20 protein-coding genes are annotated in these 15,112 nt (G+C 60.3%); 8 read left to right on the top strand and 12 right to left on the bottom strand.

What is annotated here, in order from left to right; translation table 11 throughout:
* Positions 1 to 323 precede the first annotated feature (323 nt).
* A complete protein-coding gene (locus JFT91_RS03965) occupies positions 324 to 518 on the bottom strand; it encodes a hypothetical protein (protein WP_025112092.1) in 195 nt (64 codons plus the stop codon).
* On the opposite strand from JFT91_RS03965, the gene ftsY reads away from it, so the two are divergent.
* The 4 genes from ftsY to rpoH all read left to right on the top strand — a co-directional run bounded on the left by ftsY (position 517) and on the right by rpoH (position 4,736).
* Complete coding sequence (gene ftsY / locus JFT91_RS03960; protein WP_201231628.1) at positions 517 to 2,076, top strand: signal recognition particle-docking protein FtsY; 1,560 nt, start codon at positions 517 to 519, stop codon at positions 2,074 to 2,076. The two genes, JFT91_RS03965 and ftsY, sit on opposite strands and share 2 nt — an antisense overlap.
* Positions 2,073 to 2,744 carry a cell division ATP-binding protein FtsE gene (ftsE, locus tag JFT91_RS03955; protein WP_008065082.1) on the top strand — a complete coding sequence of 224 codons (672 nt, stop codon included), beginning with the start codon at positions 2,073 to 2,075 and terminating at the stop codon, positions 2,742 to 2,744. Before ftsY ends, ftsE begins: the two co-directional genes overlap by 4 nt.
* Entirely contained in the window at positions 2,741 to 3,766 is a 1,026-nt protein-coding gene (ftsX, locus tag JFT91_RS03950) for a permease-like cell division protein FtsX (protein ID WP_201229000.1), read from the top strand. The genes ftsE and ftsX overlap by 4 nt, the downstream gene beginning before the upstream one ends.
* Positions 3,767 to 3,881: 115 nt before the next feature.
* Entirely contained in the window at positions 3,882 to 4,736 is an 855-nt protein-coding gene (gene rpoH / locus JFT91_RS03945) for an RNA polymerase sigma factor RpoH (protein WP_007897890.1), read from the top strand.
* Between the two features lie 184 nt (positions 4,737 to 4,920).
* Here rpoH and mtgA read toward each other — a convergent pair whose 3' ends face one another.
* Positions 4,921 to 5,643 carry a monofunctional biosynthetic peptidoglycan transglycosylase gene (gene mtgA / locus JFT91_RS03940; protein ID WP_201231627.1) on the bottom strand — a complete coding sequence of 241 codons (723 nt, stop codon included), beginning with the start codon at positions 5,641 to 5,643 and terminating at the stop codon, positions 4,921 to 4,923.
* Positions 5,644 to 5,717: 74 nt separating this feature from the next.
* On the opposite strand from mtgA, the gene JFT91_RS03935 reads away from it, so the two are divergent.
* From JFT91_RS03935 to trmB, 4 genes are all read left to right on the top strand, one after another.
* Complete coding sequence (locus tag JFT91_RS03935; RefSeq protein WP_201231626.1) at positions 5,718 to 6,098, top strand: DUF423 domain-containing protein; 381 nt, start codon at positions 5,718 to 5,720, stop codon at positions 6,096 to 6,098.
* 71 nt (positions 6,099 to 6,169) lie between these two features.
* On the top strand, positions 6,170 to 6,370 hold the full coding sequence (gene thiS, locus JFT91_RS03930; RefSeq protein WP_201147634.1) for a sulfur carrier protein ThiS: 201 nt from the start codon (positions 6,170 to 6,172) through the stop codon (positions 6,368 to 6,370).
* Positions 6,371 to 6,430: 60 nt separating this feature from the next.
* Positions 6,431 to 7,225: a thiazole synthase gene (locus JFT91_RS03925; protein ID WP_201228808.1), complete on the top strand. Its 795-nt coding sequence runs from the start codon at positions 6,431 to 6,433 to the stop codon at positions 7,223 to 7,225.
* Between the two features lie 9 nt (positions 7,226 to 7,234).
* Entirely contained in the window at positions 7,235 to 7,960 is a 726-nt protein-coding gene (gene trmB, locus JFT91_RS03920) for a tRNA (guanosine(46)-N7)-methyltransferase TrmB (protein WP_201231625.1), read from the top strand.
* Between the two features lie 131 nt (positions 7,961 to 8,091).
* Here the strand turns inward: trmB and JFT91_RS03915 are convergent, their stop codons facing one another.
* From JFT91_RS03915 to proC, 10 genes are all read right to left on the bottom strand, one after another.
* Complete coding sequence (locus tag JFT91_RS03915; protein WP_201231624.1) at positions 8,092 to 8,640, bottom strand: RNA 2'-phosphotransferase; 549 nt, start codon at positions 8,638 to 8,640, stop codon at positions 8,092 to 8,094.
* A gap of 129 nt (positions 8,641 to 8,769) precedes the next feature.
* Complete coding sequence (locus JFT91_RS03910) at positions 8,770 to 9,093, bottom strand: DUF3392 domain-containing protein (protein ID WP_008083808.1); 324 nt, start codon at positions 9,091 to 9,093, stop codon at positions 8,770 to 8,772.
* A gap of 35 nt (positions 9,094 to 9,128) precedes the next feature.
* Positions 9,129 to 10,334 carry a radical SAM family heme chaperone HemW gene (hemW, locus tag JFT91_RS03905; RefSeq protein ID WP_242489208.1) on the bottom strand — a complete coding sequence of 402 codons (1,206 nt, stop codon included), beginning with the start codon at positions 10,332 to 10,334 and terminating at the stop codon, positions 9,129 to 9,131.
* On the bottom strand, positions 10,331 to 10,927 hold the full coding sequence (gene rdgB / locus JFT91_RS03900; RefSeq protein WP_201147631.1) for an RdgB/HAM1 family non-canonical purine NTP pyrophosphatase: 597 nt from the start codon (positions 10,925 to 10,927) through the stop codon (positions 10,331 to 10,333). The genes hemW and rdgB overlap by 4 nt, the downstream gene beginning before the upstream one ends.
* The gene (locus tag JFT91_RS03895) at positions 10,924 to 11,358 is read right to left on the bottom strand and encodes a DUF4426 domain-containing protein (RefSeq protein ID WP_201231623.1); all 435 of its coding nucleotides are present in this window, start codon (positions 11,356 to 11,358) and stop codon (positions 10,924 to 10,926) included. The genes rdgB and JFT91_RS03895 overlap by 4 nt, the downstream gene beginning before the upstream one ends.
* 26 nt (positions 11,359 to 11,384) lie before the next feature.
* Positions 11,385 to 12,005, bottom strand: a complete 621-nt coding sequence (metW, locus tag JFT91_RS03890) for a methionine biosynthesis protein MetW (RefSeq protein ID WP_201228816.1) — start codon at positions 12,003 to 12,005, stop codon at positions 11,385 to 11,387.
* Positions 12,006 to 12,012: 7 nt separating this feature from the next.
* Positions 12,013 to 13,152 (bottom strand): homoserine O-succinyltransferase MetX, encoded by a 1,140-nt coding sequence (gene metX, locus JFT91_RS03885; RefSeq protein ID WP_201228819.1) that lies wholly within the window; start codon positions 13,150 to 13,152, stop codon positions 12,013 to 12,015.
* Positions 13,153 to 13,388: 236 nt separating this feature from the next.
* Positions 13,389 to 13,679, bottom strand: coding sequence for a DUF167 family protein (locus JFT91_RS03880; RefSeq protein ID WP_201231622.1), 291 nt, complete (start codon positions 13,677 to 13,679; stop codon positions 13,389 to 13,391).
* On the bottom strand, positions 13,676 to 14,266 hold the full coding sequence (locus tag JFT91_RS03875; RefSeq protein ID WP_201228822.1) for a YggT family protein: 591 nt from the start codon (positions 14,264 to 14,266) through the stop codon (positions 13,676 to 13,678). The genes JFT91_RS03880 and JFT91_RS03875 overlap by 4 nt, the downstream gene beginning before the upstream one ends.
* Before the next feature lie 10 nt (positions 14,267 to 14,276).
* Positions 14,277 to 15,095, bottom strand: coding sequence for a pyrroline-5-carboxylate reductase (gene proC, locus JFT91_RS03870; RefSeq protein WP_201228824.1), 819 nt, complete (start codon positions 15,093 to 15,095; stop codon positions 14,277 to 14,279).
* Between the last annotated feature and the right edge of the window lie 17 nt (positions 15,096 to 15,112).

Genomic DNA, 15,112 nt, shown 5'->3' with positions numbered 1-15,112 from the left:
GCCTGATAGTGTGCAGGGCAAGGCGCGAGGAGTGCGGTTTGGTCGTTTCAAATAAACTCCGAGCAACGCAGCCCTGCACACTATCAGGCCCGGCCCTCCGGGTGGCGCCTGAAAACGGGCCATACTGCGTTGCAGTCCTTGGGAAGGAAAGCACATTCCCTGCAGCCTGCGCCTTGTCTGGCCCGTTTTCAGGCGGCCACGCGGTACTGGTAATGATCGATGACACGTCCTAGGATACTGATCCGTTTTACTGGCGGCCACGCCTATCAGGCCACTGATCGGTCGATAGGTTGTATGGGTTTCCGGCAGAAGCTTTGAGTTTGTCAGCTAAACTCTGCGTTTTCGCCGACGATGCCGTTCCAGTCCTTCGTATTAATCGACCTTTGAGGTGCCTGTGGCGCCTCGACAAAATGTTGCGCGTGAACAAGCTGGATGAAACACAGTCTGTTCTGCATCGAATATTTATTTGCCGGGGCGCCCTTATGGCGCGTCGCTACCGTGAGATAGCCGTCCTCCATGTTTGGTTCCAACGACGACAAGAAGACCCCAGCTGCGGCTGGCGAGAAGAAAAGCCTGTTCGGATGGCTGCGTAAGAAACCGCAGCAACCCGTCGTCGAACAGCCGCCCGCGATTCCTGAGCCCGCCCCGGCACCTGCGCCTGTTGTAGAAGAAGAGCCGGCGCCGATTGTCCTCCCGATTGCCGAGCCGGTGTTGCAACCGTCGGTTGAGCCCGAGCCCGAGCCCGAGCCCGAGCCAGAAGCGCCAATGGTGGCCGAGTTGCCACTGACGCCGGCGGCCGAGCCGTGGCTGACCTTGCCGGTGGCGGAAGAGCCAGTGGCGTTGGTTGAAGAGGCTGCGCCGCACGTGACGCCAGTGATTCCTGCGCCTGCCGCGTTGGTTACCGAGGTTGCTCCGGCGCCTGTGGTCGAGCCGATTGTCGAGCCTGCGCCGGTTGTCCCTGAGCCTGTTGTTGCCGAACCTGTGATTCCTGAGCCAGTTGCCCCGGTAGCTGTTGCGCCCGTAGCTCCGGTCATTCAACAGCCTGCACCTGCACCTGTCGTCGCTGCGCCAGTTGTGCCGGTTGAAGTGGTTGCCGAAGCAGCCGTTGAAGCGCCCACCGAAGCTCCGCGCACCGAAGAAACCAAAGCCGGTTTCTTCGCCCGCCTGAAACAAGGTCTGTCGAAGACCAGCGCCAGCATCGGCGAGGGCATGGCCAGCCTGTTCCTTGGCCGTAAAACTATTGATGACGATCTGCTCGATGACCTCGAAACCCGTCTGCTCACCGCCGACGTGGGCGTCGAAGCCACCACGCAGATCATCCAGCGCCTGACCCAGAAGGTCGCCCGCAAAGAGCTGGCCGACGCCGACGCGCTGTACAAATCCCTGCAGGCCGAACTGGCCGCGATGCTCAAGCCGGTCGAACAACCGTTGAAAATCGTCTCGCAGAACAAGCCGTTCGTGATTCTGGTGGTCGGCGTCAACGGCGCCGGCAAAACTACCACCATCGGCAAACTGGCGAAGAAGCTGCAACTGGAAGGCAAGAAAGTCATGCTTGCCGCCGGTGACACCTTCCGCGCCGCTGCCGTGGAGCAATTGCAGGTCTGGGGCGAGCGCAACAAGATCCCGGTCATCGCTCAGCACACTGGCGCCGACTCGGCTTCGGTGATATTCGACGCCGTGCAGGCCGCCAAGGCCCGTGGCATCGACGTACTGATCGCTGACACCGCCGGTCGCCTGCACACCAAAGACAACCTGATGGAAGAACTGAAAAAGGTTCGCCGGGTGATCGGCAAACTCGACGCCGACGCGCCGCACGAAGTGCTGCTGGTGCTCGACGCCGGCACCGGCCAGAACGCCATCAACCAGGCCAAGCAATTCAACCAGACCGTCGAACTGACCGGCCTGGCGCTGACCAAGCTCGACGGCACCGCCAAGGGCGGGGTGATTTTCGCCCTGGCTAAGCAATTCGGCCTGCCGATCCGCTACATCGGCGTCGGTGAAGGCATCGACGATTTGCGTACTTTTGAAGCAGAACCCTTTGTCCAGGCACTGTTTGCCGAGCGGGAGCGTTCATGATTCGTTTCGAACAGGTCGGTAAACGCTACCCGAACGGTCACGTCGGCTTGCATGAGCTGAGCTTTCGAGTCCGTCGTGGCGAGTTCTTGTTTGTCACCGGCCACTCCGGTGCCGGTAAATCCACCCTGTTGCGCCTGTTGTTGGCGATGGAACGTCCGACCAGCGGCAAATTGCTGCTGGCCGGGCAAGACCTGAGCACCATCAGCAACGCGCAGATTCCGTTCCTGCGTCGGCAGATCGGCGTGGTGTTCCAGAATCACCAGTTGTTGTTTGATCGCACGGTGTTCAACAACGTCGCGTTACCGCTGCAGATTCTTGGTCTGTCCAAAGCCGAGATCGCCAAGCGTGTCGATTCGGCGCTGGAGCGTGTGGCCCTGTCGGACAAAACCGATCTTTACCCCGGCGACCTGTCCACCGGTCAGCAACAGCGCGTCGGTATTGCCCGCGCCATCGTCCATCGCCCGGCCTTGCTGCTGGCCGACGAACCGACCGGTAACCTCGACCCGCGTCTGGCGGCCGAGATCATGGGCGTGTTCGAAGACATCAACCGTCTGGGCACCAGCGTGTTGATCGCCAGTCACGACCTGGCGTTGATCGCACGCATGCGCCACCGCATGCTGACCTTGCAACGTGGCCGATTGATCGGCGACGGGGAGGCAGGGGAATGAGCGCAACACGCAGTCCGAAGGTTTCCGAGCGCGTGGCCCCGAAAGCCGCCGATCCACAGCCGCCAAAGAAGAAAAAACACGACGAAGACGACGGCCCGGACTTCGCCACGTTGTTCCGTGCCTGGGTCGAAAGCCATCGCGCCAGCCTGCTCGACAGCCTGCGCCGCCTCGGCAAGCAGCCGATCGGCAGCTTCTTCACCTGCATGGTGATGGCTGTGGCGCTGAGCCTGCCGATGGGCTTGTCGCTGCTGCTCAACAACGTCGAGCGTCTCGGCGGTTCGTGGCAGCGCGCGGCGCAGATCTCTTTGTATCTGCAACTCGACGCCAGCCCGCAGCAGGGTGAAGCCTTGCGCGAGCAGATCAAAGGCATGCCCGGCGTAGCTGATGCTGAATATGTCGGCCGCGATCAGGCGCTGGAGGAGTTCCAGCAGCAGTCCGGATTGGGCGAAGCCCTGCGCGAGCTGCCGGAGAACCCGTTGCCGGGCGTGGTGCTGGTGACCCCGAACGAGGTCGACAAGCCGACGCTGGAAGCATTAAGACAAAAACTTTCCGAGCTGCCCAAGGTACAACAGGCGCAACTTGATCTAGTCTGGGTCGAGCGTCTGGCCGCCATCCTCAAGCTGGGCGACCGGTTTGTCTTCGGTCTGACAGTGCTGTTGGTTTCTGCATTACTTTTGGTGATAGGCAATACCATTCGTCTTCATATTGAAAACCGCCGCACCGAGATAGAAGTGATTAAACTCGTCGGCGGCACTGACAGCTATGTGCGGCGTCCCTTCCTTTATATGGGCGCGCTGTATGGTTTCGGTGCAGGGCTGTTGTCCTGGGGTGTATTGGCGTTCGGCCTGAACTGGCTGAACGATGCGGTGGTTGGATTGGCCGGCTTGTACGGCAGTGATTTCGCGCTGGCCGGAGTGCCAGTTGCCGACGGTCTGTCGCTCTTGCTTGGCGCGGTGCTGTTGGGTTATATCGGTGCATGGATTGCAGTCGCACGTCATCTCAGGGAGCTGGCGCCGAAGTAGAATCTTTTTTGCGCGTGATTGGCCTCGCGGTTTTTTTGGGAACTTGTACTTGAGTTTCCGGTCAATTTTTCGCAGTGCTGAAAGGCATGAGTCTGTAAGTCGGAGGTTTTTTCGTATGACCAATTCTTTGCAACCTGCGTATGCGTTGGTTCCCGGTGCGAACCTGGAAGCCTATGTACACACCGTCAACAGCATTCCATTGCTGACGCCGGAGCAGGAGCGTGAACTGGCCGAGAGTCTCTACTATGAGCAGGATTTGGGGGCGGCTCGGCAGATGGTGCTCGCCCACCTGCGTTTTGTCGTACACATTGCCCGTAGCTATTCCGGCTACGGTCTGGCTCAGGCTGACCTGATCCAGGAAGGTAACGTCGGCCTGATGAAGGCCGTCAAACGCTTCAACCCGGAAATGGGTGTGCGTCTGGTGTCGTTCGCTGTGCACTGGATCAAGGCGGAAATTCACGAGTTCATCCTGCGCAACTGGCGCATTGTGAAAGTCGCGACCACCAAGGCCCAGCGCAAGCTGTTCTTCAACCTGCGCAGCCAGAAGAAGCGTCTGGCGTGGCTGAACAACGAGGAAGTCCACCGTGTGGCGGAAAGCCTCGGTGTTGAGCCGCGGGAAGTGCGCGAGATGGAAAGTCGCCTGACAGGCCATGACATGGCCTTCGACCCGGCGGCTGAAGCCGACGACGACAGTGCTTTCCAGTCGCCGGCCAACTATCTGGAAGACCACCGGTACGACCCGGCGCGTCAACTGGAAGATGCCGACTGGAGTGACAACTCCAACCACAACCTGCACGAAGCGCTGGAAGTGCTGGACGACCGCAGCCGTGACATCCTCTACCAGCGCTGGTTGGCAGAAGAGAAGGCCACGCTGCACGACCTGGCGCAGAAGTACAACGTGTCGGCCGAGCGTATCCGTCAGCTCGAGAAGAGCGCGATGAACAAGCTCAAGTTGTCGATCGCCGCGTAACCGGTGAGCAGGCAATAAAAAACGCCCCGATCAGCAATGATCGGGGCGTTTTCATTTGTGATTCACCACAACCCCTGTAGGAGTGAGCCTGCTCGCGATAGCGTCAGGTCCGTCACCACAAATGTGGCAGGCAAACCGCTATCGCGAGCAGGCTCACTCCTACAGGGATCTACTGCGTTTCAAATTATTGCGCCCACGGAGCACGGCGCGAATCGTTGAGACCGAGCAGATAGCTGTCGCCACCCAACTGGCTCATCTGCTGACGAATCCAGCCAGCGCGGCGCGACACATAAGCGGTCGGGTGGCTGGCGCTCCACACGCGCGGATTCGGCAACACCGCCGCCAGATAACTCGCCTGCTGGCGGGACAACGACTTGGCACTCACGCCGAAGTGATGGCGGGCGGCAGCTTCGGCGCCGAACACGCCGTCATCCCATTCGACGCTGTTGAGGTACACCTCAAGAATCCGCTGCTTGGGCCAGAACACTTCGATCAGCGCCGTGAACCAGGCTTCGAGGCCTTTGCGCAGGTAGCTGCGCCCCGCCCACAGAAACAGGTTTTTCGACACTTGCTGGCTCAACGTACTGGCGCCGCGAATCGAACCGCCGAGTTCGTTGTGCGCCAGTGCGGCCTGGATCGCGCTGAAATCAAAACCCCAGTGCTCCGGGAATTTCTGATCTTCACCGGCCATGACGGCGACTTTGAGATCATCGGAGATCTCGTCCCAAGGCTTCCAGGTGCGCTGCAGATCAATCGGCTCGCCGTCGACCCAGGACTCGACCTTGCGCTCGACCATCAGCGCTGTGCCCGGCGGCGGCACGAAACGAAAGATCAGCACCAGCACGATGCTGCCGCCCGCGAACCAGAGCAGGGCCTTCGTGAGACGACGGAAAATAGTACGCAGCATAGAGATGGCTTGGCCGAACCCGTGGAGCGGGCCATTATACAGACCCTGCCGACCGAGTCTGACTGGAGTTCTTCATGTTGCGTGGCTTTCTGCTGCTGGCCGCTTTCTTTGGTTTTACCGGTGTAGCGCTGGGCGCATTCGCCGCCCACGGCCTGAAAAACCGCCTGACGCCGGAGTATCTGGCCATTTTCCACACCGGCGTCACCTATCAATTGGTGCACACGCTGGCGCTGTTCGGCGTTGCGCTGCTGGCCACGCATATTCAGGGCCGACTGGTCGCTTGGGCCGGCGTTTCCTTCACCGTCGGCATTCTGCTGTTCTCCGGCAGCCTGTACGTGCTGACCACCACCGGCATCAGCAAGCTCGGCATCATCACCCCGTTCGGCGGCCTGGCCTTCCTGATCGGCTGGCTGTGCCTGGGCCTCGCCGCCTGGCGCTTGCAGCTAACCGCTTGACGCTTGGTGCTGACCTTTAGGTCATGATCGGGCTAGAATGCCAGCCCCTAAAAATGATGGCGGCGTTGCGCATGCGCATTCAGTTGAACGGCGAATCCCTTGAACTGCCCGACGGTGAAACCGTTGCGGCCCTGATCACCCGTCTGGAACTGACCGGACGCCGGGTGGCAGTTGAACTCAATCTGGATATCGTCCCGCGCAGCCAGCATGCCGAGACCACGCTCAACGACGGCGACAATGTCGAAGTCGTGCACGCCATCGGCGGCGGCTAGCCACCCGGCTCGCAAGGGCACAGAATTCTGCAAGACCCTCACTCCTAAAGAGGATTCCCCATGAGCATCGTTCGTAGCGACAAGCCTTTTGTGCTGGCCGGTCGTACTTACCAGTCGCGTTTGCTGGTCGGTACCGGCAAGTACCGTGACATGGAAGAGACCCGCCAGGCCATCGAAGCCTCGGGTGCCGAGATTGTCACCTTCGCCGTGCGCCGTACCAACCTTGGCCAGATCGAAGGCGAGCCGAACCTGCTCGACGTGCTGTCGCCGGAGCGTTACACCTTCCTGCCGAACACCGCCGGTTGCTACGACGCCATCGAAGCCGTGCGCACCTGCCGCCTGGCCCGTGAGCTGCTCGACGGCCACAACCTGGTGAAGCTGGAAGTCCTGGCTGACCAGAAGACCCTGTTCCCTAACGTCATCGAAACCCTCAAGGCCGCCGAAACGCTGGTCAAAGAAGGTTTCGACGTGATGGTCTACACCAGCGATGACCCGATCATCGCCCGCCAACTGGCAGAAATCGGCTGCATCGCGGTGATGCCGCTGGCCGGTCTGATCGGTTCCGGTCTGGGCATCTGCAACCCGTACAACCTGCAGATCATCCTCGAAGAAGCGAAAATCCCTGTGTTGGTCGATGCCGGTGTCGGTACTGCGTCCGATGCAACCATCGCCATGGAACTGGGCTGCGATGCGGTGCTGATGAACTCGGCCATCGCCCACGCAGGGCAACCGGTGATGATGGCGCAAGCCATGCAACATGCGATCGTCGCGGGCCGTCTGGCCTACCTCGCTGGTCGTATGCCGAAAAAACTCTATGCCAGCGCCTCTTCGCCGCTGGATGGTCTGATCAAGTAAGAGCCATTGATGACTGAATCGAACGACACGCCTATCCAGACGGAAGAAGGCGACGAGCGCCAACACCGCCGCATCAAGAGTTTCGTGATGCGCGCCGGGCGCATGACCGAAGGCCAGCAAAAAGGTCTGGATCAAGGCACGCCGCTGTTCGTGTTGCCGCTGGCCGACGCGCCGGTGGATTACGATCAGGTGTTTGGCCGTTCGGCACCGCGCTCACTGGAGATCGGTTTCGGCATGGGCCACTCGCTGCTGGAAATGGCCGCCGCCGCGCCGGATCAGGACTTCATCGGCGTGGAAGTTCACCGTCCGGGTGTTGGCGCGCTGCTCAATGGCGTGCTGACTCAGGGCCTGACCAACCTGCGGGTCTACGATTGCGACGCGATCGAAGTGCTCAACCGCTGCATCGCCGACAACAGCCTCGATCGCCTGATGCTGTTCTTCCCGGATCCGTGGCACAAAAGCCGTCACCACAAGCGTCGTATCGTTCAGGCATCGTTCGCTGAACTGGTGCGCAGCAAGTTGAAGGTCGGCGGCATTCTGCACATGGCCACCGACTGGGAACCGTACGCCGAATACATGCTGGAAGTGATGAACGTCGCCCCGGGCTATCGCAACCTCGCCGAAGACGGCAAGTGCGTACCGCGCCCGGCCGAACGCCCGATCACCAAGTTCGAACGCCGCGGCGAACGTCTTGGCCATGGCGTCTGGGATCTGAAGTTCGAAAAACAGTCCTGAGCATCACGCAACACTCCCTGTAGGAGCCGAGCTTGCTCGCGAAAGCGGACTGACAGTCACCGAAGAGGTTGAATGTCAGACCGCTATCGCGAGCAGGCTCACTCCTACAGTTGTTTTGGGTGTTCGAGAAGTTACAGGGTAGAGATGAAGCGCACCGGTACTTGCTCTGTCAGCCAGACGCCATTCTCTGCCTGATAGAACTTGAAGCCCTGTTCCTGCATCTGCTGTGCGGCAACTTTCAGGATCACCACAGTGCCGTAGCGTTGACCTACGGCTGAGGCGGTGGTGGTTTCTTGCGAGAGATGCACATGATGGCGCGATCCCGGTATCAATCCCTGCTGGTTGATCGAGTCCATGAAGCGCGTCGCCGTACCGTGATACAGCGTCTTCGGGGGCTGTTTTGCCTCAAGCTGCAGTTCCACACTTTTCGTCGAGTGGCCCTGCACGGCACGAATCATTTGGCCGTCCTCAGAAATCGAAAAGCGCTTCTTGTCGCTGCTCGCAACAACGATTTCGATCAGTGCGCGATCGAGAGTGCGACCGTCGCGTGCCGCACCGCTGATCAACACTTCGATATTCGCCCAGCCTTCTGAGTCCAGCGTAAGGCCAATGGCTTGAGGCTCGTGGCGCAAAACGAAGCTGAGAAATTTGCTTGTCTCGTCCAACAGTTTTTTGTTCATGAACGTCCCTGTCTCTTCGCGCAATCCGATGTAGGAGCTGCGGCACGCTGCGATCTTTTGATCTTGAAAGAGCAGATCCAAAGATCGCAGCGTGCCGCAGCTCCTACAGATGTTATGTGTGTACTGAAATCAGCGGCGGTCGGCGACTACGCCAATCAACACCAGCACCACGAGCAGCACTGGTGCCAGGCTGTAGTTGTTGAACTGGCTCAACCCCTTGATCACCCACGGTGTGGCGTAGATCAGTGCGGCGCCACTGCCGATCAGGCAGAGCAGGGCCATCAGTGGCACGCGCAGGGCGCCGGCGATGCTGCCCAGGCGTTGCTCGACCCAGCCTTTGAAATCAGCACCGAACAGCACCAGCAGGCAGCCAACCAGCGCGAGGGCGATTTCCGAGAGGTTGCTGCGGCTCCAGCGGGAGACGGTGGCGAGCAGGTCGAGTATCAAATCCATGCGTTTTTCCTTGGGGCAGCCGTTGGGCGTTGGGCTCAGCTCAGAAATTTCTGCAGCAAATCGTTGAGGAACAGTTGTCCGCGCTCGGTCGCCGCCAGACGTGACGGTTCGACCTGCAACAGACCGCTTTGTTCGGCGTCCGAGCGGGCTTCTGCGAGGCTGTCCAGCGACAGGCCAGTGCGTTCCGGATACAGGCGCGATTCCACACCATCGGTCAGCCGCAGCGCGTTCATCAGAAAGTCGAACGGCAGCTCGTCGTTGGTCAGCGATTTCTCTCCGGCCTGAAAGCTTTTCGCCGGGTTGAGGTAGTCCTTCGGCAGACGCGTCTTCCAGGTACGCACGATACGTCCGTCCGGGTGGCTGAGCTTGCCGTGGGCGCCAGCGCCGATGCCGATGAAGTCGCCAAAGCTCCAGTAATTGAGGTTATGCCGCGCCGGCCGCCCGGCCTGTGCATAAGCCGAGACTTCGTATTGCGCGTAACCGTGCTCGGCCAACAACGCCTGCCCGGCTTCCTGGATGTCCCACAGCGTGTCGTCTTCCGGCAGCACCGGCGGCTGGTTCCAGAACACCGTGTTCGGCTCCAGCGTCAGTTGATACCAGGAAATGTGCGTCGGCTTCAGCTCGATGGCCTGGCGCAGATCGCTCAAGGCATCGTCCAGCGACTGATCCGGCAAGCCGTGCATCAAGTCGAGGTTGAAGTTATCGAACCCGGCCTGCCGCGCCATACCCGCCGCGCGCACCGCTTCGTCACCGTTGTGAATCCGGCCGAGGGCCTTGAGTTTTTCCTGCTGGAAACTCTGAATGCCGATCGACAGGCGATTGATCCCCAACTGGCGATACGCGACAAACTTCTCTTGTTCGAAGGTGCCGGGGTTGGCCTCCAGAGTGATTTCGATGTCGTGCGCAAACGGAATACGTTGCTCGACGCCTTCCAGCAAACGCCCAAGCGCTTCAGCGCTGAACAGGCTCGGCGTGCCGCCACCAAAGAAGATCGAGGTGATTTCACGACCGTAAACAGCGTGCAGATCCTGATCGAGATCGGCCAGTAACGCGTCGACGTATTCCTGCTCCGGCAGCACCGGGCTGGCAGTGTGCGAGTTGAAGTCGCAATACGGGCATTTGCGCACACACCACGGGATGTGGATGTACAACGACAAGGGCGGCAGCGTTGGCAGCGGCGCCCGAGGCGAAGCAGCGCCGCCGCCGATGATCAGCGACGACGCAGAAGAATCACCGGTCATTTCAAGCCCAGACGCTGGCGCAGCAGATCCATTGCACGGGCGCGGTGGCTGATCTGGTTCTTGTCGGCCGGGCTCAGTTCGGCGCTCGACACGTTCCGCTCCGGCACCCAGAACAGCGGGTCATAACCGAAACCGTGTTCGCCACTGGCAGCGGTCAGAATCCGTCCGTGCCACAGGCCTTCGCAGAGGATCGGCAACGGATCATCGGCGTGACGCACCAGCGCCAGCACGCACACGAACTGCGCGCCGCGCTCGGCTTCCGGGACATCCTTCAAGGCGTCGAGCAGTTTGGCATTGTTCGCCGCATCGCCCTTGCCATCGGCATAACGCGCCGAGTAGATACCCGGCGCACCGCCGAGAAAATCCACAGCCAGCCCGGAATCATCGGCCAGCGCCGGCAATCCGGAAATACGCGCGGCGTTGCGCGCCTTGAGGATGGCGTTCTCGACGAACGACAGACCGGTTTCTTCCGGCTCGACCTTGCTCCACTCGCCAATCGAGCGCAGTTGCACCGATTCGCCGAGCATGGCCTGAAGTTCTTTGAGTTTGCCGGCGTTATGGCTGGCCAGTACGAGTTGCTTGAGGTTCATCATTCGCCGGGAAAGAGTTCTTGGTTGAAATTGATGGTGTTGATCTTGTCGCCGTTCTGCACCTTGATTTCAAAGGTGCGGGTTTCCTGCTGGTCAACCGGGTACTGGGCGATGTAGTACACCGCGCCCTGTTCGGTGATCTGGCGGAAATTCAACGGCACACTTTGGCTGGTCAGGTCTTTGACCGTGCCGGTGACGTTGGCGATCAGCGGTTTGCCGTCCTTGACCACCGAGACATTGATCACGCCTTGGTTCTTGCTGCGAATCAGCTCCGCCGCTTTGGCGATGTCCGGTTGCAGGTACGTCGAGTTGAAAGTGTTGTAGTGCACCGTCACGTCGCCAAAGGTTTCCTGACGCTCGCCCTTGATGACGTCCGCCGCCAGCGCGCTGGCGCTCAGGCAGGCAGTCAATAACAACAACGCTAAACGACCCATGATCGTTCTCCTCGAAATGTCGTGGCTCAGACCGCGACTTTGTGATCGGCAAGCACTGGGCTGCTGACGCGGTAGATCCCAATCTCACCTAACAGATTAGGCCATAGCTTACTGGCCCACCCGTGGCGGTGCTGTTGATCCACGGCAAGCCGATCAATGACCTTCGCGTCACGTTCGCGACAAAGCTCTTCAAAATCTTCGAAAGTGCAGAAGTGAATGTTCGGCGTGTTGTACCAGGTGTAAGGCAGGAACTCGGAAACCGGCATGCGGCCCTTGCTCGCCAGGTACCAGCGGCAGCGCCAGTGGCCGAAATTCGGGAAGGTGATGATGCATTGACGGCCGACCCGGAGCATCTCATCGAGGATCTTGTCCGGGTAATGCACGGCTTGCAGGGCCTGAGTCATCACGACGATGTCGAAACTGTTGCTGGCGAAGTTGCCCAGCCCCTTGTCCAGATCCTGCTCGATGACGTTGATGCCCTTGGCCACGCACTCGGCGATGTTGTCGGCGTCGTTTTCCAGGCCATAACCGGTAACGTTCTTGTGGTCACGCAGCCAGGTCAGCAGTTCGCCGTCACCGCAACCGAGGTCGAGGACGCGGCTGCCGGCGGGGATCCATTCCTGGATGATTTCCAGATCAGCTCTCATGGCTTTCTCACAACGTGATGCGGTTCATGTAATTGCCGAACGCCTGCAAGTAGCGCGGGATCGGAATCAGGAAGGCGTCGTGGCCCTGCGGTGCGTCGATTTCCAGATAGCTGACGTCTTTGCGCGCCGCCATCAATGCATCGACCAGCTCACGCGAACGGGCCGGGGAGAAGCGCCAGTCAGTGGTGAACGACATCACGCAGAACTTGGCCGTGGCGTTCTCGAAGGTTTTCGCCAGGTTATCGTCGAAGTTCGCCGCCGGATCGAAGTAATCCAGCGCCTTGGTCATCAACAGATAGGTGTTGGCGTCGAAACGACCGGAGAACTCTTCGCCCTGATAACGCAGGTAGCTTTCGACCTGGAACTCGACACTGTGAAAGTCATAGTTGAGCTTTTCGCTCTTCAGACCTCGGCCGAATTTCTCGCCCATGGAATCGTCGGACAGGTAGGTGATGTGCCCGACCATGCGTGCCAGCATCAAGCCACGCTTGGGGATCACGCCCGCTTCCTGGAACGAACCGCCGTGGAATTCCGGGTCGGTGAGGATCGCCTGACGCGCCACTTCGTTGAAGGCGATGTTCTGCGCCGACAACTTGGGTGCCGAAGCGATGGCCAGGCAGTGACGCACGCGATCCGGATAAGTGATGGTCCATTGCAACGCCTGCATGCCGCCAAGGCTGCCGCCGATGACCGCTGCCCACTGGCCGATGCCGAGCAGGTCAGCGAGGCGCGCCTGGCTGTGGACCCAGTCTTCCACGGTCAGCACCGGGAAGTCGGCACCAAACGGCTTGCCGGTCTCCGGGTTGATGCTGCTTGGGCCGGTGGAGCCGTTGCAGCCGCCAAGGTTGTTCAGGCTGACCACGAAGAACTTGTTGGTGTCGATCGGTTTGCCGGGGCCGATGCAGCTGTCCCACCAACCGGGTTTGCGGTCGTCGGCGCTGTGATAGCCAGCAGCGTGGTGGTGCCCGGACAAGGCGTGGCAGATCAGCACGGCGTTGCTCGCCTGTGCGTTGAGCGTGCCGTAGGTTTCGTAGATCAGGTCATAGGCGGGCAGCGAACGGCCACAGGCCAAGGCCAGCGGTTCGCTGAAGTGCGCCGTTTGCGGCGTCACCAGACCAACAGAATCGGGGGGAAAGGCAGTTGGCATCGACCCTGCTCTCGTTGAAATGAGGCGTAAGTCTAAAGACCGGGGGGGTTAGCGGCAAGCAACGATCAGGCCTGATTCATTCATTGAACGCGACCCCTGTGGCGAGGGGATTTATCCCCGATCGGCTGCGCAGCAGTCGCAAAACCTGCTGACGCGGACTGGCTGGAAGAAAGCAAGGGGCGGCTTCGCCACCCATCGGGGATAAATCCCCTCGCCACAAGTGCTGCACTGCTCGATCAGGGGCGCACCAGATCAGGCAAATCCGGCAACTTCTTCGGCGAGCAGATCTTCACGCGCTTCTGCCGGTTCAATTCGCCACTGAGCAAACTGACCTGGCTCTTGGACACCCCAAACGCTTTGGCCAGAAAGCTCATCAGATAAGCATTGGCCTTGCCCTCGACCGGCGGCGCGGTGAGGCGAATCTTCAAGCGATCACCGTGCAGCCCGGCGAAGTCATCGCTACGGGCTGCCGGTTGCAGGTGACACTCGAGGATCAAGTCGTCACCGTCCCATCGGAACCAGCTCACATCAGCAAGCGCAGGATTTCCGGCATCATCGTCATTGCCGCCAGATTGTTGATCACCAGCATGTCGATCAGCTTCAACGCCAGAAACGCGAAGATCGGCGACAAGTCCAGCCCACCGAGGTTCGGCAGAAACTTGCGGAACGGCGCCAGCGCCGGTTCGCAGATCTGATTGACCAGCTCAGCGCCCGGATTGTGGCTGCCCGGTGCGACCCACGAGAGGATCACGCTGATGATCAGGGCGAAGAAGAAAATCTTCAGGAACAGCGCGGTCACGCCGATCAGCGACCAGATGAACAGTTGCAGCGGATTACCAGTGGTGCCGTAAGTCAGCAGCAGGGTCAGCGCCATCAACGCCAGTTGCACCAGAATCGCCAACACCAGCGACGACATGTCGAGGCCGAACATGCTCGGGATGATCCGACGCAGTGGTTTGAGCAGCGGTTGTGTCGCCTTGACCACAAACTGGCACAACGGGTTGTAGAAGTTCGCCCGCACCAACTGCAGGACGAAGCGCAGCAGCACGATCAGCAGGTACAGACTGCCGAGGGTTTGCAGCACGTAAACCGCTGCGGTGTTCAATCCAATCATGTAAGGCTCCTTATTTGCCCAGTTGTTCGGCCATTTCGGCCGAGCGGTGCGCGGCGGCGCCGAGTGCGGTTTCGACCAGGGCTTCGAAGCCATTGGCCTGGAATGATTTGATTGCGGCTTCCGTGGTGCCATTTGGCGAGGTCACGCGGCGACGCAGTTCGGCGGCATCGACGTCACTGGAAACTGCCATATGCGCGGCGCCGAGGGCGGTCTGCAGGGTCAGCTGTTCAGCAATGTCTTTGGGCAGGCCGAGTTTGACGCCAGCAGCGGTCATGGCCTCGATCAGCAGGAAGAAGTACGCCGGGCCGGAACCCGACACGGCAGTGACCGCGTCCAGTTGCTGCTCTTCGTTCAGCCACAGGGCGATACCAACGGCGGACAGCAACTCTTCGGCTTGCTGACGTTGTTCGGCAGTCACTTCGTGAGTCGCGTACAAGCCGCTGACGCCTTGGCGCAGCAGCGCCGGCGTGTTCGGCATGCAGCGCACGATTGGCTGCTCGCCGAGCCAGGCCGTCATGCTTGCGCAGGTGATGCCGGCGGCGATCGACACCACCAGTTGATTCGGCTTCAGGCTCGGGCGAATCGCTTCGCACACGGCTTTCATGGCTTGTGGCTTGACCGCCAGCACGACCACGTCGACGCCGTCGATGGCCTGAGCGTTGTCGGCAAACGTTTCGATGCCGTGCTCAGCACTGACCTTGGCGCGGGTTTCTTCGCCCGGATCGCTGGCACGGATGTGTGCAGCTTCCAGACCTTTGGCGCGCAGGCCGCCGATCAAACTGGCTGCCATGTTGCCCGCACCGATAAACGCAATACGTGTGTTGCTCATGTGTGGTCCTTATCTGG

It is taken from the genome of Pseudomonas sp. TH08 (assembly GCF_016651275.1).
Taxonomy (GTDB): Bacteria; Pseudomonadota; Gammaproteobacteria; order Pseudomonadales; family Pseudomonadaceae; genus Aquipseudomonas.
This window is presented reverse-complemented; position numbering and strand designations above follow the sequence as displayed.